Below are 19678 nucleotides of genomic sequence, written 5' to 3'. Positions count from 1 at the left end.
GAGATTGACGTTATGATGATGCAATATTCCCCACAATTTAACAATGCGAAAGTATTGGTTCTTGGCGATGTGATGTTAGATCGCTATTGGTTTGGTGCCACTAATCGTATCTCGCCTGAAGCACCTGTGCCTGTTGTTAAAGTACAAGAGAGAGAAGATAGGGCTGGCGGTGCAGCAAACGTGGCAATGAACATTGCAAGCCTAAATGTGCCTGTCACTTTGCACGGTTTAGTTGGTAATGATGATGCAGGACGTGCGTTGGATAAACTATTAAGCGAACATCGTATTCAAAATCAATGTGTTGCAGTAGATTCTCACCCAACGATTACTAAATTACGCATTCTTTCTCGTCATCAGCAATTATTGCGTTTAGATTTTGAAGAAGGTTTTCATAATTTAGATTGTCAAGCGTTACTTGCAAAATTAGCAGCGGAAATTACCGCTTACGGTGCGTTGATCTTGTCAGATTATGGCAAGGGTACGCTTGATACCGTTCAGCAAATGATTCAAATTGCACGTCAAGCGAATGTGCCTGTGTTAATTGATCCAAAAGGTACAGATTTTGAGCGTTATCGTGGGGCAACGTTGCTTACGCCAAATATGTCTGAATTTGAAGCGGTAGCAGGGCATTGTCGTGATGAAGATGAAATCGTGACTAAAGGCTTAAAAATGATAGCCGATTTTGATTTGTCGGCATTGCTGATTACTCGTTCAGAAAAAGGTATGACGTTACTTCGTCCAAATCAAGATCCGTTCCATTTACCGACGCAAGCGAAAGAAGTTTATGATGTAACAGGGGCTGGCGATACGGTAATTAGTGTGCTGGCAACGGCGATTGCAGATGGTCGTCCTTTGGAAGAAGCGTGCTATTTAGCGAATGCGGCGGCTGGAATTGTGGTGGGTAAATTAGGGACATCAACCGTTAGCCCAAGTGAACTAGAGCAGGCAATTCATCAACGTGCTGAAACAGGTTTTGGGATTGTGTCTGAAGATGAATTGAAGGCGATTGTTAAACAATCAAAAACTCGTGGTGAAAAAATCGTAATGACTAATGGTTGCTTTGATATTCTTCACCCAGGACACATTTCTTACCTTGAAAATGCACGTAAGTTAGGTGATCGTTTGATTGTTGCAGTAAATACGGATGAATCAGTGAAACGCTTAAAAGGGGAAAGTCGTCCGATTAATGATTTAGATGCACGAATGGCGGTGTTAGCTGGGCTTGCTTCGGTCGATTGGGTTGTGCCGTTTGGTGAAGATACGCCACAACGTTTAATTGGGGAAATTTTGCCTGATTTATTGGTAAAAGGCGGCGATTATAAGCCGGAAGAGATTGCAGGTAGCCAAGAAGTTTGGGCAAATGGTGGCGAGGTTCGTGTACTCAACTTTGAAAACGGTTGTTCGACCACAAATGTGATTAAGAAAATCCGATCTTTGTGAACCTTTTGCTAGAATAGCCTTCTAAGTAGCAGGAATTTTTTATCTACAATATTCATAGGAAATTAAAATGAAGTTTACACAAGTAAAATCATTATTTATCGCAGGTTTTGCTTTATTTGCATTTTCTTCAGCTAATGCGGAAGAGAGAGTCGTTGCAACAGTAGATGGTTATCCCATTATGCAGAGTCAAGTAAAACAGGCTTTGGGTAAAAAAGCGAATACGGAAGCTAATCGTAAAGCGGCTTTGGAGACTATTATTGATGATTTCGTTGTGCAACGTGCGATTAAAGAATCTGGTATAAAAGTAGACTATGCTTATGTTGATCAGATGATGGAAGATGTTGCTGCTCAAAATGGTATAACATATGGCCAACTACTTGATGCTTTGGATTATCAGGGCATTAGTCTTAGTCAGTATCGTCAACAACTTGCTCATCAGCTTTTAATAGAACAAGTTCGGCAACAAAGTATTGGAAATTCTATTCAAGTAGAGCCGAAAGATGTTCAATCTTTAGCGAAGGATATGCTAGATAAAGCAAAAACAAACGGTACATTTGAAACAGTTTCCGCTACAGAATATCGCATTAGTCACATATTGATTAAAACGACGCCAATCTTAAATGATATGCAAGCTAAGGCAAAATTACTATCAATTACCGCTGACATTAAATCTGGTAAAATAACATTTGAAGAAGCAGCGAAAATTAACTCTGTAGATTATATATCTGGTATTGATGGGGGAGATCTCGGTTTTAATTTTCTAGATGTCTATGATTCAACTTTTGCTAACATTGCAAGTAAAAGTAAAATTGATGTGATTTCATCTCCTTTTAAATCACAATTTGGTTGGCATATACTAAAAGTTACTGATACTCGCAGAGGAGATCGTACGGAAGATGCTTATTTACAGAAAGCTTACGAGCAGCTTGTTGATAAACAAGTGAAAGTGGCATCAAAAGATTGGATAAAAGTATTGAGAAGTAAATTAGATATAAAATATTTTTAATTTATCTAATAATTAAGGGAGCCTCGCATATGCGAGGTTCTTTACTTTATTAAATTTATAAAAATTAGTGGGAACATAACCGCTTATTAAGGTATTCAATGAGTTCAAATTCAAAAAAACATTTAGGGCATACCGCTCGTAAACGCTTTGGTCAAAACTTTTTACACGACCAAAACGTTATTCATAATATTGTTGCGGCAATTAATCCGCAGCAAAATCAATTTTTATTGGAAATTGGCCCAGGCTTGGGGGCATTAACTGAGCCAGTGGCAGATCTCGTAGATCATCTTACTGTGGTCGAATTAGACCGTGATCTTGCAGAACGTTTACGCCATCACCCGTTTTTACATCAAAAATTAACTGTGATTGAACAAGATGCGTTGCGTTTTGATTTCCGTGCCTATTTTGATAGCCTAGCCTTGAATGGCAAAGCGGTCAAAGTGTTTGGTAACTTACCTTACAACATTTCAACTCCGTTGATGTTCCATCTCTTTAAGTTCCACGACTTAATTCAAGATATGCACTTTATGTTGCAAAAAGAGGTGGTTAAGCGTTTATGTGCTGCACCAAATAGCAAAGCCTACGGGCGTTTAACCATTATGGCGCAATATTATTGTCAAGTAATGCCCGTGTTGGAAGTGCCGCCAACAGCATTCAAACCTGCTCCGAAAGTAGATTCTGCGGTAGTGCGGTTAGTGCCATATAAAACACTACCCTACCCTGTGAAAGATATTTACTGGCTAAATCGTGTGACCACACAAGCCTTTAATCAACGTCGTAAAACATTACGCAACGCACTTGCTACGCTGTTTAATGTAGAGCAGTTAGAGGCATTAGGGGTAGATTTGAATGCACGAGCGGAAAACTTATCGCTTGCGGATTATGCCCGTTTAGCAAATTGGTTATGTGATAATCCACCAGAAATAGAAAAAACAGAACTAGTCTTGTTTGATGAATAATAAAAGTTAGTCCCTTCTATTGTCGGAAGTTAAGTCAATATTCAGGTGCTAGTATATTGATCATAGACAAAAGTGTTGGTTTTAATTATTTCCCCTAATTATCACTAACTCTTTTTATTCAAAAAATCCTTTATAAACATAATCTTATGCTTTTTCGTTAATCCATTATGAACCGATAATTTGGTGTAATAGACAAAATAGTTGCTGATCTGTCAAAAACTACGCCAAGTGGACAAAACAGTTGCTAATGTTTATTTTCTTTAAATGTTAGCAACTCTTTTTATTTAAAAAGTCTTGTATAAACAATATCTTACGCTTTTTCGTTAATCCGTTGTGATTATTTAATTTTCGCTTAAGTTCACTAAATAATCCCTCTGAGCGATTTGTCGTCTTTTCTATATTTAATTCAGAATGTTTTTCATAGATAAAAATAAAATCCATATAACGCTTTAAACTGGCATAAGCACTTCTTACATTGCGATGTTTATAAGGAAAATAACCTTGATATCTTTGGAATAGTTCTGACTGAACAACGAGATTTAACAGCAAGTTGTTGATAGGTTTGTATTCCAGATGTGTAATAAGTCCAAATTTTAATTGGATCTAATTTATTTTTTAAGATAAAAATTTTATAACATTTATTACCAAATAACATTGGATATTATTTTGTATACTATGTTTCCTTAATTTTCAAACTTTGACAAAATGGGAGATTTTTTGCTCATGTTTTAAAATAGGGGCTAAAGCCTTGTAATATAAGGCTTAGGCCACTTTTTAGCAATTATGTTGTTTTATATGAAAAATTATTCTTCAAATGGTGCATTAAATCTTTCAATTCTAGCACCTAATTTTTGTAGTTTATCTTCAATGTGTTCATATCCACGGTCGATATGATAAATACGATCAACAATAGTTTGACCATTTGCAATACAACCTGCCAGAACTAAACTGATAGAAGCTCGTAGGTCTGTTGCCATTACTTCTGCGCCAGAGAGGCTTTCGACACCGTGACAGATCGCTGTGTTACCTTCAATTTCTGCTTTTGCTCCCATACGGATTAGCTCTGGAATGTGCATAAAGCGGTTTTCAAAGATCGTTTCGGTAATTTTGCTGGTGCCGTTGGCGACTACATTTAATAATGTAAATTGAGCTTGCATATCCGTTGGGAAGCCTGGGTGAGGCATTGTGCGGATATTGACTGCTTTTGGTCGCATACCTAGAGAGTCGAGGGTAATGCTGTTTTCGGTCACGTCAACTTGCATTCCTGCTTCGCGCAATTTTTCAATCACGGCATCTAATGTATCCGCTTTCGTGCCTCGACAAGTAATTCGTCCGCCAGAGATTGCGGCAGCAACAAGGAATGTACCTGTTTCGATACGATCTGGGACAATGTGGTGTTCACAGCCACCTAAACGCTCTACGCCCTCAATGGTAATGGTGTCTGTGCCTGCCCCTGTAATTTTTGCTCCCATTTTGTTGAGGAAAATGGCGGTATCAACAATTTCAGGTTCACGAGCGGTATTTTCAATAGTGGTTGTGCCTTTTGCAAGGGTTGCCGCCATCATCACAGATAATGTTGCACCTACGCTGACTTTGTCCATCAGAATACGCGTACCTGTTAATCGGCCGTTCACTTCTGCTTTAACGTAGCCTTCATCAAGGGTGATGATCGCTCCCATTTTTTCTAAGCCTGCAATATGCATATCGACAGGTCTAGCACCGATGGTACAGCCACCTGGTAATGAAACTTGACCTTGATGGAAACGAGCAACTAGGGGGGCTAACGCCCAAATTGAAGCTCGCATTGTTTTGACAAGCTCATAAGGTGCAACATAATGGTCAATTTTGCTGGCATCAATATGTACTGCGTTATTTTCCGCACGTTCAACGACAACACCTAGTTTACGTAGAATTTTGAATGTGGTTTCAACATCTTTCAAATCAGGGACGTTCGTAAGAATAACGGGTTCTTCCGCTAAAATAGCCGCAAATAAAATCGGTAATGCTGCATTTTTGGCACCTGAAATATCAACAGTTCCGCTTAAAGTGAAAGGACCGTGAACACGAAATTTTTCCATTTTAATTCCTTTAGATGATGTGATTAGCTTGGCATATTGAGCAAACGCTCTCTTTTCCATTGTTCTTTAGTGAATGTTTTGATCGTTAATGCGTGGATTGCATTGGTTGCAAAAAATTCAGTTAAAGGACCATAGATCATCTGTTGTTGTTTTAGTTTAGACATTGTGGCGAAGCTGTCGCTTACTGCGATAACACCATAATGGGAATTTTCACCTTGTACATAAACTTCATCAAGTTCTAAGGCGCTTTTTAGGATTTCTTCAATTTGTTTAGGTTCCATTGTTATTTCTTCTCACAAAATAGGAATGTTTTAAACCAGTCTGCTAAATCAAATAACTCCGCAAGGCTGTGTGCCGCTTGCGGAACATTAAATAAACAGTTTTTATTTTTTTGTTGATAGTGGTGAAGTAGTTCAGCCAGTAACGTAAAGCCTGAGGAATCAATGCTAGTGAGACCTTTTAAATCCCAATAAATGTGTTGCGAACTTTTGGGAGATAAAAAAGAAGCACGTTGCTTCCAGAGTGGAAGCAACGTGTCACGGGTAAGCTCACCTGATAGTTGAACCATCAGGCTTTCATTGTTCTGCTGAATGTGCCATTGTAATGGATTTTTTGTTTGCATACCCGAATTATTTTAATGTGATAGGTTGTTTTGCAGATTGTGCAACATGAGCTGTTAAAGCATCAATTCCTTGTTGGCGTAAAATACCGCTCCATTCGTTTTGTTTGGTTGCGACCATACTCACACCTTCGGCTGACATATCATAGGTCTGCCATTCACCTGTTTTACTATTTTTACGCCATTTGAAATCTAATTTGATTGGCTTGGCGTTGCCTGATTGTAGAACATTGACGCGAATACTGACGATAGATTTGTTGTCTAGCGGTTTTTCACTTTCAATTTGAACTTGTTGATCGCTGTATTGTGTTAATACTTGCGCGTAAGATTGCTCAATAAATTGACCAAATGCAGTGAAAAAAGCTTCACGCTGAACATCAGTCGCTGACGCTAAATTTTTACCTAAGACTAATTGACCGGCATATTTAACGTGAATATGTGGCATAAGATCATTACGAACGATAGTGCGTAAATAGTTTGGATCTTTCTTAATTTTGCTTTGATTTGCTTTGATATCACCAAAAAGTTTATCTGCCGTTTGTTGCATTAGGACATAAGGGCTAGTAGAAGCCAAAGCCGAGTTTGAAACGAATGCAGAAATTGCAACAAAGCCTGCAATAAAAAGGTTTTTAAGGGTTTTGATCATCATAAAACTCCACAATGTGATTTTAAAAGTGAGCAATTATTCCGCTTTAGGTTCAGCGGTGTCTTCTGTTTTGTCAGATTTCTTATCACCATATAAGAACTGACCGATTAAATCTTCCAGTACCATTGCTGAGTTGGTATCAGCAAAGCTATCCCCCTCTTTGAGCATTGCTGTTTCGCCTTCAAGGACAAAGCCCACATTCAGTGCAATGTACTGCTCGCCCAGTAAGCCTGCTGTTTTAATAGAAAGAGAACTTGTATCAGGAATTTGATTAAATTCTTCATTAATAGCAAGGGTGACTTTCGGGGTATAGGTTTTAGGATCGAGTTGAATATCAGATACTCGTCCAATTACTACACCGCCAACTTTAATTGGCGCACGGACTTTTAGTCCGCCAATGTTATCAAAAGTTGCATAGAGTGAGTAGCTTTTTTCCGAAGAGAAGCCTTGTACGTTAGCAACTCGTAAGCCCAAAAAGACTAAAGCTCCTAATCCAAGAAGTACAAATAAGCCTACCCAAAATTCATATTTAATTGATTGACGCATAATTTTTCCTATTCAAATACACTAACAAGCGGTGTATTTTGTCTGCTATTTTACAATAATACCTTTGCTTGTTTAACCGCCGAACATTATTGCCGTTAAAATAAAATCAAGCCCTAAAATAACCAGTGAAGCGTGAACGACGGTTCTTGTTGTTGCTTGGCTAATCCCCTCTGAGGTTGGTAGAGCATCATAGCCATTAAATAGAGCTATCCACACCACTGCAAAGGCAAAGACGATACTTTTAATGAAGCCATTAAGCAGATCGCTCATTGTTACGGTACTTTGCATTACTGACCAAAAGCTACCTGCATCGACCCCTTTCCAATCTACGCCAACAAGTGAGCCACCCCAAATACCGATAGCAGTAAAAATCACCGCTAAAATCGGCATTGCAATAATGCCCGCCCAAAAACGTGGTGCGATAACACGGCGTAGCGGATCGACTGCCATCATTTCTAAACTTGAGAGCTGTTCTGTTGCTTTCATCAAGCCAATTTCTGCAGTGAGGGCAGAGCCAGCTCGCCCAGCAAAGAGCAATGCGGTGACGACAGGGCCGAGTTCACGCAAGAGCGAGAGAGAAACGAGCTGTCCTAAGCTGGTTTCTGCCGAGAAATCGACTAAGACGACATATCCTTGTAAACCTAGCACCATTCCGATAAATAAGCCTGATAGCATAATAATCAGTAAGGATTGTACGCCCAAAACGTGTAACTGTTTGATAAATAAAGGGGTATGTTTACGAAATTCTGGCTTACCGACTAAAGCCCCCCACAACATAAAGGTGGCTCGTCCCATTGCTCTAATCGCCTGAATAACGGAAGCACCTATTGAGGATATAAACTCCATCATTGAAATAGCTCCTCCGTATAATTTTGAGCAGGATAGTGGAACTGCACTGGTCCATCGGCTGTTCCTGATAAGAATTGAACCACTTGTGGATCTTGACTTGCTAATAAGCTTTCAGGTGTTCCTTCGGCAATAATGCGTTTATTCGCAATAATATAGGCGTAATCGGCAATACTTAGCACTTCATTCACATCGTGTGAAACGACGATTGAGGTTAGATTGAGTGCTTGATTGAGCTTTTTGATTAATTCAACGATAACGCCCATACTGATCGGATCTTGCCCTGTAAAAGGTTCATCATACATAATAAGATCGGGATCTAGGGCAATCGCTCGTGCTAATGCCGCACGGCGAGCCATACCGCCAGATAATTCCGAAGGCATTAGCTGTGCCGCCCCTCGTAGCCCTACGGCTTCAAGTTTCATTAAAACTAATTTACGGATTAATTCTTCGGGCAAGTTGGTGTGTTCACGAATAGGGAAAGCAACGTTGTCAAAAGTTGAGAGATCGGTAAATAACGCACCAGATTGAAACAACATTCCCATTCTCTGACGAAGTTGATATAACGTTTTATTGTTTGCTTGGCAAACATCTTGTCCATCAAAGAGAATTTCGCCGCTTTCAGGTAAAATTTGCCCACCGATAAGGCGTAGCAAGGTGGTCTTGCCGATCCCTGATGGCCCCATAATCGCTGTGATTTTGCCTTTTTGGACTTGTAGATTTAGGTTGTCGTAAATAACTCGCTCACCTCGTTTAAAGGTGAGGTTTTTTACTTCAACCAAATTTTTTATCTCACGCATTCGCTTTCTTCTAGTTTAAAAATACAATTTCTTAAAAAATTAAAGGGAGTGTATTGACTGAAAAATGGCTTGTGATAATTAATGAATGAGCAATTAAAGTCAATGTTCTTTAAAGTAATTGACAAAATTCCGTTTACAAAAAAGCATATCGGCTCCAAGAATACCAATATGCTTAATGTTTATTATCAATGCCCTTATTGTATGTAGGTAAACACTTTAACGACTTTGACGACACCATCGACGTGACGAGCGACGTTGGCGGCGGCATCTGCTTGACTACTTGATAAGTTACCCATTAAGAATACTTCACCATTTTCAGTAATCACTTTGACATCTGTTGCTTTAACAGAGCCGTTCACAAAGAGTTTCGATTTGATTTTGGTGGTAATCCAGCTATCTTTGCTAATTTGTGCAACCCCAATTTTTGGACCGATACGAACTTCGTTATAAACCGTAGATACGCCTTCTACCCCTGTAGCGATACTACTCGCCGAGTCTTTGGAAAAATCATTAGGGACTTGACCTATCAGCAGGACTTTGCCGTTATAAGAAACGACATTGATACGAGCTTCGCTGTTAAGTTGTTGATCTTTATTCAGATTATAAGCCACTTTTTCTTCCAGTGTTTCATCATCTAACTGACGACCTGCCGTTCTTGGATCCGTTGCAACCTTCGTTACGACCGCTGCTCCACCTACAACAGCAGTGGCTAAACAACCTTGTAATGATAGAAATGTTAAGCCAAATAAGCTTGCAAGGGTAATGCGTTTAACGAGTTTTAACATAGTCCTCTCCTATTTCAATGTTAGTGTGATGTAGTTGGAAACAGCAGATTATCCACCAGCTCACAGATTAAATTCACGCAAAATTGATGCCCTTCGATTATTCGCATCTCATTAATTGATGGCATCTCAATATCTAGATCGGTATTATCAAGCAGCCCTTTAGTATGATCATTTAGACTACTGGTAAACGCAAAAATTTCCAAATTTTCGTTATTTGCACAATGTATCGCATTCAAGACCGCTTGTTCATTACCTAGTGGGGAAAATGCAATAAACAGATCTCCCTCTTTTGCAATCACTTGTAGCTGTTTACGGAAGATTTCATTGAGATCTTGATCTTGGTTTAAACAGCCCACAAGCATTCCATCAAATTGCAGTAAATGTGCCGATAAGCTAGGTCTTACAAGATCATATCGGTGCAACAAATTACTCACCAGCAATTGTGCATTGGCATAAGAGCGTCCATAGCCACAAACGATCACTTTATTGCCTCGCAACAAACAAGATACGATACGATTAGCCGCTTCGTTTAATACTTTTGGCAGTAATTCTGCTGCAGCAATCTGAATTTGAATACTTTCACTAAAGCGATCTTGAATTTTTTCTAACATACTATCCTAAAAAATTTTTGATCCAAATCGGTGAACAATCACCTTCAAATGCCACAACATCAAAACGACAATTTGCCGTATCTAAAGATTGATTTCGTTGTGCAAGCCATAAATTTGCTGCTTTTTGCCATTTCTGTTGCTTGCGAAAATCAATACTTTCTACCGCAGAGCCAAAATAGGCATTTTTGCGTTGGCGAACTTCGACAAAAATCAAGGTATCGCCTTCTTGCATAATTAAATCCAGTTCGCCACATTTGAACTGCTGATTTTGAGCAATAAACCGCAAGCCATTCTTTTCTAAGAAAATTTTGGCTTGCTGTTCAAAATATGCACCTTGAGAACGCATCTTAATTGGCATCAACAATAGAACCGCCACGATATTGTAGCCAGTTCATTTCACGCTCAAGATTACAATTCGGACCTGCTCTTAGTACCCCCGTTAATCCGTGAACTTTGTAACCTGGAATTTGACGGAACTCATTGAATTTATTCGCAATAGACCAAGTGTCAGATCCCATTGCGTATAAACGCATCATTGAAAAATCGCTCTCTGCAATTTGCTCTGCTTTTTTATATTCGCTAGATGAAGGATCGGATAAGAGTGGAATTTCACTAAATTTCACCCCTTCCATCGTTAAACGGAAATCAGGCCCATTGTTCGGCGAATTACTACGCGAAGAAGTATAAATTGGGAACTGATTAGCAAGCGGTGAGTTATCTAAACTTTGTTTCAAATCAGATAATTGCTCCGCTGTTCCTAATGCATACAAACCACTACCTTGTCCTAATACCGAACCCTGCAATAAAGAAGCGACTTCAAAGGCTTGATTGTAGTAACGAATGTCCGTATCTCTGTTAGTAAGCTGACGCCAACGCTGGGCAAAGGCTTCCGCAGAACGTGTACCAAAATCGCCATTTGGTGCAACCACAACTGCATTTTGTAAGCCATCTTTCAGGAAACGTTCAGCTGCAAAACGAGCTTCTGCTTCTGGTGATAAACCGTAGTAGCATACTTTGGCGACAGCTCTTACATTTGGGGTAGAATTTAATGCAAGTACGTTAATATTGCTAATTTCAGGACTAATTAGCATTTCATCTACTCTTGGTTTTAACAATGGACCGATAATAGTTTGAGCCCCTTGTTGTTTCGCCTGCATTAATAAATCATTAATGGGTGCGCTATCAGTATCAAATACCTGAACTGGCATCGTTGTTATTCCTTTAGCATCATCAAAACCACGTTTAATGATTTCACCTAAAATTTTTGCATCGCCACTTAAAGGTAATAATAATGCCACGCCATTTAATTGTGTTTGTTCGAAAGAAGATACGTTGCGTAATTCAATCGGGAGTAAAAGTGCCGCTGAATGATTAGGGTACTGTTGCTTCCACATTTCAATCACTTGAGGCAATTGTGCTGGATTAGACATATTTTGATTATAAGCAACCACTAAGGCTAACCAACCAGCTAATCCGATTTCACCAGGACCTGCCACCGCTTTTTCTAACATACCACGGTTAGCATTACGTAACATCTCCCAAATTTTGTCGTTATTCGCTTGGCGACTTTGAGTATCCGTCATATAGCGATCCATCAATGCTCTTGCATTAACTGCCGCAATGACATCATTTTGATTTTCAGCAATACGGGCTTGAGTTTGATACACACGCAGACGTTGAGATTGGCTTAATAGTGTTTGTGGTAAAGCTCTCAATACACCTTGAGCCTCTGAATTGTTCCCTTGTAATGCAGCTAATTGAGCAATTAAAAGACGATGTTCAAGTTTTTGCTCATCGTTTAGTTTAGCTACCAAAATCTCTGAAAAGGTATTCTGAGCTTCAACAACCTTATTTTCTTCAATTAACTTGCGAACAGCTAACAAACGATAACTTTGCTGTTCTTCAATATTGCGGCTCTGTTCGGCTTTATTGATATAAAATTCAGAGTTACCATAAGCCTCGTTTTTTAATGTTTCAGTCACTTTATTACCTGAACAGGCTGCCAACAACAAAGCAAGGGCAGTAGGAATAAAGATCGTTTTCATTTTTTGGCGAAAGCCATAACTTTGTACTAAAATAGTTGGCATCTTATTGCTCCATAAATTTGGCTATTATCTAGACTTAAGTTAGTCTGTGAATATTAGGCAGATCTTACTTATCAACTAAGAGAAAATCAAATGAAAAACGAATACTCACCTAAACAAATCGGTACATTATATATTGTTGCAACCCCAATCGGAAATTTAGAAGACATTACTCAGCGAGCCTTAAATACTTTTGCTGCCGTCGATCTTATTGCAGCAGAAGATACCCGCCATAGCGGTATTCTGTTAAGCCATTATGGTATAAAAAAACCTTTCTTCGCACTGCACGACCATAACGAACAACAACGTGCCACCGTGCTTGTCGAAAAATTACAACAAGGACAAAACATCGCCTTAATTTCTGACGCAGGCACGCCATTAATCAGCGATCCTGGTTTCCATCTCGTTCGACATTGCCGCCAAGTTGGTATTAACATTGTGCCTATTCCTGGGGCTTGTGCTGCAATTACCGCACTTTGCAGTTCGGGTATCGCATCTGACCGCTTTTGTTTTGAAGGGTTCCTACCAGCAAAAAGTAAAGCTCGTTGTGACAAATTTAACGAATTAGCCACAGAGCCTCGCACACTCATTTTCTATGAGTCCACCCATCGCATTTTAGACTGCTTAACGGATATGCAAAGCGTGTTTGGTGGAGAACGCTATGTTGTAATGGCAAGAGAGCTAACCAAAACTTGGGAAACTATTCACGGTGACCCGCTTGCACAATTAATCGACTGGCTACAACAAGATAGCAATCGTATTAAAGGCGAAATCGTCTTAATCGTTGAAGGGAAAACTGCAGATGAAAGCGAAGAATTTTCTCCGCAAGCACTTAAATTACTCTCCCTATTAAGTGAAGAATTACCACTGAAAAAAGCGGCCGCAATTGTTGCAGACACTTTTGGCTACAAAAAAAATGCACTTTATCAATATGGGTTAGAGCATTTTAAATAAAAAAGAGTGCTTTTATTTAAGAAATAAAAATAATTCCTATCTAATTGTTTTAAAAAGAAATTATTCTCATTAAACTGATTGATTTTTTCTATTATATGAATAAATTATATTCATTTATTCAATTATTTTTTTAGGTTATAATCCGCCTCGCGGATCACATTATATAGGAGAAAAAAAATGGTAAACTCTATCGGTTTAGACAAGGTTTCTGCTGAGAAATTAGCAAAAGAGTTAAATGGTTTATTAGCAAGCTACCAAGTGTTTTACACCAATGTGCGTGGTTATCACTGGAATATCAAAGGTGTAAGTTTCTTTGAATTACACGCAAAATTTGAAGAAATCTACGATGATTTAGTGGTTAAAGTAGATGAAATCGCAGAACGTATCTTAACCTTAGGTTATACGCCAGATAACGCATTTAGCCAATACTTACAAGTTTCACTTGTTAAAGAAGACATCGGTGCAAGTTCAGCACAACACTGCTTAACAGGTACTTTAGAAGGATTCCAAACTTTACTTAAACAACAACGTGAAATTTTAGCGTTAGCAAATGCTGCAGAAGATGAAGGTACAGCGTCACAAATGAGCGACTACATCAAAGAGCAAGAGAAATTAGTTTGGATGTTCTCATCAGCTGCAACTTGTGGTGTGTGCCAACAGTAATTTAAAATCTTCAAAGGACCTCTTTGGTAGTAAAACCACAGAGGTCTTTTTATTTTCTATAGAAATCGGCACAGTAGGCAAAAGTATTAGTTTTAATCATGTTCTCTAATTCTCTCCAATACTTTTGTCTCCACTTCTTTGTATAGCTGAAAAACAGGTAGAATATTACTAATAAATAACCACGGATTTCTCTTATTAAAACAAACTCTGCTGTCCACTCAAAAACTCAGGTGTCTCTTTTGCTTTAAATCCATAGCTCGCCAAATAGCCTTTCAGACTTTCGATATTGTAGAACGAATGGCTATTGGTTGTGTTTTGAAAATAGAGATAAAGCTGATCAAACTCCGCTTTTCGCTGATTTAACAATGTTGCCAGTTGTTGTAATTCGGTTTCGCTATAACAATAATCGTGGCGTTCTTGTGCCGATTGGGCTTTCGACCAGTGGGGATTGCGACCGTGTAATCGTAGGTAAGCGGTGCGTTGGTTGGCATAAAATTGAAAGGCAGGCAAACCGATATTCTGCGGATAATCCACGTTACACCAAATCAAATTTTCCTTGCCGTGAAAATAATCCCGCACCGACTGCGTATGCCAACTGGCGTGGCGAAACTCAATGGCAAGGGGATAATCACTAAACCACGACACCAGCTCCGCCAGATAGTAACGATTGGCGTGCTGACGTTCAAAACTGGTCGGGAATTGCACAAATAAATTGGCTAAACAATGGCTATCACACAGAGGTTGTAACGCAGCCAAAAATGCCTGCGCTTGCTCGGCGGTAGCGGTACGTTTATGGCTAAAATCTTGATGCAGTTTCACCGAAAATTTTAACCGCCCTTCCGCCTTTTTTAATATACCTTGCACAGCCTTATAGCCAATCGTGGCGTGAAAGGTACTATTGATCTCAACGGTGTCGTAATGCTGGCTGTAAACCGACAAAAAATCCGCTTTGTCCGTTCCAAACGGATAGAGCGTACCGACTAAATCCGTATCGCTATAACCGCCCGTGCCGATGTAGATGTGGGGTGTGTTCATTAGGATGTAAGCCACTTCTATTCAACTCATGTCTACTATAATATTAAAAACGCAGTGGAAATCCCACTGCTTTTAACTTATTGATCTAACTGAAATTAAAATTTCCAATCTAATCCTAAATTTATTTGATAACTTTGTTTATATCCATTACCAAATAATTTATCTACATCAAGATATAAATGAGTATTATTGCCTAGACGAGCTTTCATACCTAATCCTAACGTTGTCCAAGTTCCACGATGATTGATATTATGTTGAACTCTGTCTGTGGCACTACGAATGATATTAATATCTTGTGTAGCGTTAAATTCTCTATGCATTGCGACTTTAGTATAGAAATTCAAAATTTGATTGAGTTGATATTCTGCCTTAGTCCCAACGCTACCTACTAAGCTATTGATTTCGTCAGCCGTTACATTCAAGCCATTTCTAATATAGTTCGTAGAACTTAGGTGAGTATAGAATAACTGCGTATATGGTTCGATTTCCCAGCGGTTACTCAATTCAAAACCTTTACTATAAGCCAGTGATGCAGAATAGAGATTGTGATGATATGTCTGCGAAGCATTGGATTTTAGTTCACTAGATGCTTTTGCCATTCTCACTGCAACATCAAAATAATGTCGCTCTTCTGTTTCGTAAGCACCATATAATGCCATACCGTATGTTTGGGTTTTATATGTTTCAGAGAATTGGGCAAAGTTAGATACAAGGGTGGCATAACGGCTTTCTGCAATCGTTCGCTGTGTTTCTTGTTCTGCAGTGGTGATTGTGATTTTATTGTGGTTTGCCGATGCACTCGAAGTTTCCGTTTGTCCGTTTGTTGGAGCTGTAGCATCTGCTGGTTGTTCTACAGGTGTAGATGTTGCAGAGCCAGAAGCCTCCGCTTGATCGCCTTTTGGAGCTTCCGTTGTCGGAGTTGTTGGTGCTGCTGGAGATTGGGTTGTAGTTTCGGAAGTTTCAGGTGTATTTGATTTTGGCTCCGCAATATAGCTACCATTTTTAGCTACTAACACATTATTGTCAGTAAGATGCACATTATTTTCATTCGTTGTGTTAATAGTGACTTTTCCATTAATATTGCCTTGGATAGAGAGTGTGTTTTCTCCTATATTTAGCTTACTACTCTCACTCGCCTGAACATTATTTAATTCCAATGCCGTTGGTGCGCATATCAATACTCAACTATTCAGCCAACACTAAGAATGTGAGTAAGACGATTTCATTAACTAATTTTTTTGATAATTGACAATAAAAGTTGAAAAATGCTTGTTATTTTATTCTTTATTTTATGTAAATGTTGTTTTTTTTACAATGGAGTGGGGACATCTGTACACCCTGAAAATGTAAATAAAAGTTTATGATGCTTTATTAGAAAAAGCGTTAGAGAAGAAGATTATTATTATGAATAAAATATTTAGAGTTATTTGGAGTCACGCTCAACAGGCTTGGGTTGTTGTATCTGAATTAGTAAAGTCTCATACCAAAACATCCACTTACACGGATAAAAGAGCTCAACTATGCACCTCACATTATTTTTTAGATAAACAGCAAGATAAATTTAAATTAAGTCTTTTAAGTCTAGTATTACTAAGTATATTTTTTAGTCCAGTAGGTTCAGCAGCATTTATTGTAGATGGTTCTGCTCCAGCGGATGGATCGTTTCAAGGAGCTGACGAGGGTTCTATTGGTATTGGTAAAAGTAGTAAGGTTGGGTATGGTGCTATTGCTATTGGTCAGTTATCATACGCTGAAGATAGGACTACTATTGCGATAGGTTATAATTCAAATGCAAAACGAGATGCCTCTGTTGCGATTGGTAGAGATGCTGTTGTATTTGGATCTAATGCCCTTGCTATAGGTCGTCTTAGTGTTTCTCGATCAGATGAATCTATCGCCTTAGGCAGAGAAACCAAGGCGACAAGTGATCAAGCAATTGCAATAGGTGCATTTGCTAGTGCAAGTGGGTCACAATCTATTACTATCGGGGGAAATACCAAAGCGGAGGGGTATGGCTCCATATCAATCGGTGGCGATGATTTAAATACGACTGAATATCAGACTGTAGACGGATTTGAACAGTATGCTAAAACCACGGCAAGAGGAAAAGCTGCCATTGCAATTGGTGGAAAATCAAAGGCAGTTGGACATGGATCAGTTGTAGTCGGTCCAGTCTCACAAGCAACCCATATAGAAGGTGTAGCAATTGGTGCGAAAAGTGCTTCAAATGGCGAATATGGTGTGGCTGTCGGTGGCAGTTCTGTAGCGGGCAGTCATTCGGCATCTTTAGGCTATAAAGCTACTGCACATGGCATAGGTTCTGTCGCTGTGGGTGAACAGGCAACTACCAACCAAGTAAAGAGAGCAACCGCACTTGGTAACAATTCAATTGTTCTTGTTGGTGGTGGCGTGGCGTTAGGTTATGGTTCGACAGCACAAACGAATGGGGGTATAGATGGAGTGAGACAATCCCATTCTGTAATAACAGATGCAAGTACTGTTAACAATGGTTTTAAATCAACAGAACGTGTTGGTGACAGTCCTGACAGTCATCCTAAAGGTACTGATGACTTTCTTATCGGTGCAGTTTCTGTGGGTAATGAGAGAATCAAACGCCAAATCGTCAACGTTGCGGCAGGTAAAGAATTAACTGATGCAGTAAACGTGGCGCAGCTTAAATCCTTGACCATGAAGATTGATGGTAATACTAAAAAAGAAGGAGATATACCAAAAGTTGGTTTATGGGAAGGTACGCTCAAAGTAAAAGGCGAAAATGGTCTTACTTCCGAGGCGAGCGGCGATACGATTACGGTTAAATTAACCGAGGAAACTAAACAACAAATTGATAATGCCACTAAATCAGGTACGTTTCACTTTACAACTAATGGCAAATTGTTATTAGGGACGTCAGGACTTGCAACTGTTAGTGATGTAGTCACTGCTGTAAATAATGCAGGCTGGAAACTGCAGACCGTTCAGGGAAACGGTGGTCAAGCTAATTCTATTCATTTTGAACCATATCTTATCAAAATGGGTGCGACTGTAACCTTTACCGCCGGAAATAATATTAAATTAGAACAAACGAACGAAAATATTAAGATTTCTACGCTTGGTAAGTTAATTAAACAAACGGAAACCTTAGCGAATAATGGCGGTTTGAAAATTACTTATACTGATAATACATTCGATATTATTACCAACGGTAGAGATGGTGCACCAGGTGAGCGCGGTCCTGCGGGTCCTAGAGGTGAACGAGGAGAACAAGGACCAGAGGGGCCTAAAGGTGAACCAGGTCCGAAAGGGGATGCTGGTCTGCAAGGTCCTGCAGGTCCGATAGGTCCAGCAGGTCCTGCGGGTGCAGCAGGTCCAGTAGGTCCACAAGGTGCTAAGGGTGAGCAAGGTCCTGCGGGTGCAACAGGTCCGATGGGTCCAGCAGGTCCTCGGGGCCCTGCTGGTGCACCAGGTCCAGCAGGTGAAGCAGGTCCTAGAGGTGAAAAGGGTCTTAAAGGTGACAAAGGTGAACAGGGTGATCAGGGACCAAGAGGTCCTGCGGGTCCAGCAGGGGCTCCAGGAGTAGCTGGTCCTAAGGGCGATAGAGGTGAAGCTGGTCCGAAAGGTGAAGCAGGTCCAGCAGGTGCAATGGGTCCAGCAGGTCCTCGGGGTGAAGCAGGTCCTAGAGGTGAACGAGGAGAACAAGGACCAGAGGGGCCTAAAGGTGAACCAGGTCCGAAAGGGGATGCTGGTCCTGCGGGTCCAGCAGGGGCTCCAGGAGTAGCTGGTCCTAAGGGCGATAGAGGTGAAGCTGGTCCAGCAGGTCCTGCGGGTCCAACAGGTCCAGCAGGTGCTAAGGGTGATCAAGGTCCACCGGGAGAGCGAGGCGAGCAAGGTCTGAAAGGGGATGCTGGTCCTAGAGGTGAAACTGGTCCAGCAGGTCCTGCGGGTCCAGTTGGTCCTCGGGGCCCTGCTGGTGCAACAGGTCCAGCAGGTGAAGCAGGTCCTAGAGGTGAACGAGGAGAACAAGGACCAGAGGGTCGAACAGGACCACAAGGTGCACCAGGTCCGATGGGTCCTGCGGGTCCTGCTGGTGCTAAGGGTGAGCAAGGAGAAACAGGTGAGCGCGGTCCTGCGGGTCCAGTTGGTCCAGTGGGTCCACAAGGTGCTAAGGGTGAGCAAGGTATTCAAGGTCCAGCGGGAGAGCGAGGCGAGCAAGGTCCGAAAGGGGATACTGGTCCAAGAGGAGAGACAGGTCCTGCGGGTCCAACAGGTCCTCAGGGCCCTGCTGGTGCAACAGGACCTAAGGGTGATAAAGGTGATGCGGGACCACAAGGTGAAACTGGTCCAACAGGTCCGAAAGGCGATACAGGCCCAGCAGGTCCTAAAGGAGAGCAAGGTTTAACGGGTCAGACTGGTCCAGTGGGTCCACAAGGAGCGCAAGGGGTTGAAGCGGGTAAAAATGTGAAAGTGACTTCACAAACGGGTGCAAATGATCAGAATATTTACAATGTGAGCGTGTCTGGAGATTTAAGCGACATTACTTCAATTAGTAATGGCGATACGAAAGTATCTTTAGGTAAAGATGAGCAAGGAAATCCAGTTGTAAATATGA

Annotated in this window: 19 protein-coding genes; 6 read left to right on the top strand and 13 right to left on the bottom strand. The window is 40.4% G+C overall.

Features of this window, described 5'->3' with window-relative positions:
• The first annotated feature begins 12 nt into the window (after positions 1 to 12).
• The 3 genes from hldE (at position 13) to rsmA (ending at position 3405) form a co-directional block, all read left to right on the top strand.
• Positions 13 to 1440, top strand: coding sequence for a bifunctional D-glycero-beta-D-manno-heptose-7-phosphate kinase/D-glycero-beta-D-manno-heptose 1-phosphate adenylyltransferase HldE (hldE, locus tag B0183_RS03510; protein ID WP_078208330.1), 1428 nt, complete (start codon positions 13 to 15; stop codon positions 1438 to 1440).
• A gap of 67 nt (positions 1441 to 1507) precedes the next feature.
• Entirely contained in the window at positions 1508 to 2446 is a 939-nt protein-coding gene (locus tag B0183_RS03505) for a peptidylprolyl isomerase (protein WP_016527772.1), read from the top strand.
• 98 nt (positions 2447 to 2544) lie between these two features.
• Entirely contained in the window at positions 2545 to 3405 is an 861-nt protein-coding gene (gene rsmA, locus B0183_RS03500; protein ID WP_005710717.1) for a 16S rRNA (adenine(1518)-N(6)/adenine(1519)-N(6))-dimethyltransferase RsmA, read from the top strand.
• An 803-nt stretch (positions 3406 to 4208) separates the two neighbouring features.
• Here the strand turns inward: rsmA and murA are convergent.
• The 11 genes from murA to B0183_RS03440 form a co-directional block, all read right to left on the bottom strand.
• Positions 4209 to 5483, bottom strand: coding sequence for a UDP-N-acetylglucosamine 1-carboxyvinyltransferase (murA, locus tag B0183_RS03490; protein ID WP_021111654.1), 1275 nt, complete (start codon positions 5481 to 5483; stop codon positions 4209 to 4211).
• 23 nt (positions 5484 to 5506) lie between these two features.
• On the bottom strand, positions 5507 to 5764 hold the full coding sequence (locus B0183_RS03485; protein ID WP_021111653.1) for a BolA family protein: 258 nt from the start codon (positions 5762 to 5764) through the stop codon (positions 5507 to 5509).
• A 2-nt stretch (positions 5765 to 5766) separates the two neighbouring features.
• A complete protein-coding gene (locus B0183_RS03480; protein WP_078208329.1) occupies positions 5767 to 6105 on the bottom strand; it encodes an STAS domain-containing protein in 339 nt (112 codons plus the stop codon).
• 7 nt (positions 6106 to 6112) lie between these two features.
• Positions 6113 to 6748 (bottom strand): phospholipid-binding protein MlaC, encoded by a 636-nt coding sequence (mlaC, locus tag B0183_RS03475; RefSeq protein ID WP_021111651.1) that lies wholly within the window; start codon positions 6746 to 6748, stop codon positions 6113 to 6115.
• Positions 6749 to 6784: 36 nt separating this feature from the next.
• Positions 6785 to 7294, bottom strand: a complete 510-nt coding sequence (mlaD, locus tag B0183_RS03470) for an outer membrane lipid asymmetry maintenance protein MlaD (protein ID WP_005710726.1) — start codon at positions 7292 to 7294, stop codon at positions 6785 to 6787.
• Positions 7295 to 7366: 72 nt separating this feature from the next.
• The gene (gene mlaE, locus B0183_RS03465; RefSeq protein WP_021112484.1) at positions 7367 to 8143 is read right to left on the bottom strand and encodes a lipid asymmetry maintenance ABC transporter permease subunit MlaE; all 777 of its coding nucleotides are present in this window, start codon (positions 8141 to 8143) and stop codon (positions 7367 to 7369) included.
• On the bottom strand, positions 8140 to 8940 hold the full coding sequence (mlaF, locus tag B0183_RS03460) for a phospholipid ABC transporter ATP-binding protein MlaF (RefSeq protein WP_035524717.1): 801 nt from the start codon (positions 8938 to 8940) through the stop codon (positions 8140 to 8142). Before mlaF ends, mlaE begins: the two co-directional genes overlap by 4 nt.
• Positions 8941 to 9134: 194 nt before the next feature.
• A complete protein-coding gene (dolP, locus tag B0183_RS03455; RefSeq protein WP_021112497.1) occupies positions 9135 to 9725 on the bottom strand; it encodes a division/outer membrane stress-associated lipid-binding lipoprotein in 591 nt (196 codons plus the stop codon).
• A gap of 20 nt (positions 9726 to 9745) precedes the next feature.
• Positions 9746 to 10336 carry a D-sedoheptulose-7-phosphate isomerase gene (locus tag B0183_RS03450; RefSeq protein WP_021111648.1) on the bottom strand — a complete coding sequence of 197 codons (591 nt, stop codon included), beginning with the start codon at positions 10334 to 10336 and terminating at the stop codon, positions 9746 to 9748.
• Between the two features lies 1 nt (position 10337).
• Complete coding sequence (locus B0183_RS03445; RefSeq protein WP_012621889.1) at positions 10338 to 10682, bottom strand: YraN family protein; 345 nt, start codon at positions 10680 to 10682, stop codon at positions 10338 to 10340.
• A gap of 1 nt (position 10683) precedes the next feature.
• Positions 10684 to 12423 carry a penicillin-binding protein activator gene (locus B0183_RS03440; RefSeq protein ID WP_021116519.1) on the bottom strand — a complete coding sequence of 580 codons (1740 nt, stop codon included), beginning with the start codon at positions 12421 to 12423 and terminating at the stop codon, positions 10684 to 10686.
• A gap of 90 nt (positions 12424 to 12513) precedes the next feature.
• On the opposite strand from B0183_RS03440, the gene rsmI reads away from it, so the two are divergent.
• Both rsmI and B0183_RS03430 read left to right on the top strand, forming a co-directional pair.
• Positions 12514 to 13374, top strand: coding sequence for a 16S rRNA (cytidine(1402)-2'-O)-methyltransferase (gene rsmI, locus B0183_RS03435; RefSeq protein ID WP_005710739.1), 861 nt, complete (start codon positions 12514 to 12516; stop codon positions 13372 to 13374).
• A gap of 177 nt (positions 13375 to 13551) precedes the next feature.
• Positions 13552 to 14037 (top strand): Dps family protein, encoded by a 486-nt coding sequence (locus B0183_RS03430; RefSeq protein WP_010786684.1) that lies wholly within the window; start codon positions 13552 to 13554, stop codon positions 14035 to 14037.
• Positions 14038 to 14232: 195 nt separating this feature from the next.
• Here the strand turns inward: B0183_RS03430 and B0183_RS03425 are convergent, their stop codons facing one another.
• Both B0183_RS03425 and B0183_RS03420 read right to left on the bottom strand, forming a co-directional pair.
• Entirely contained in the window at positions 14233 to 15072 is an 840-nt protein-coding gene (locus B0183_RS03425) for a DUF72 domain-containing protein (protein ID WP_005710743.1), read from the bottom strand.
• Positions 15073 to 15167: 95 nt separating this feature from the next.
• The gene (locus B0183_RS03420) at positions 15168 to 16229 is read right to left on the bottom strand and encodes an autotransporter outer membrane beta-barrel domain-containing protein (protein WP_131826758.1); all 1062 of its coding nucleotides are present in this window, start codon (positions 16227 to 16229) and stop codon (positions 15168 to 15170) included.
• 247 nt (positions 16230 to 16476) lie between these two features.
• On the opposite strand from B0183_RS03420, the gene B0183_RS12915 reads away from it, so the two are divergent.
• The coding region (locus tag B0183_RS12915) for an ESPR-type extended signal peptide-containing protein (protein WP_207552011.1) at positions 16477 to 19678 on the top strand (3202 nt) is incomplete at its 3' end.

The sequence above is a fragment of the Glaesserella parasuis genome, from assembly GCF_002015085.1.
Taxonomy (GTDB): Bacteria; Pseudomonadota; Gammaproteobacteria; order Enterobacterales; family Pasteurellaceae; genus Glaesserella; species Glaesserella parasuis.
Note: the sequence above shows the minus strand (reverse complement) of the source record. Positions and strands in the feature narration are given on the sequence as shown.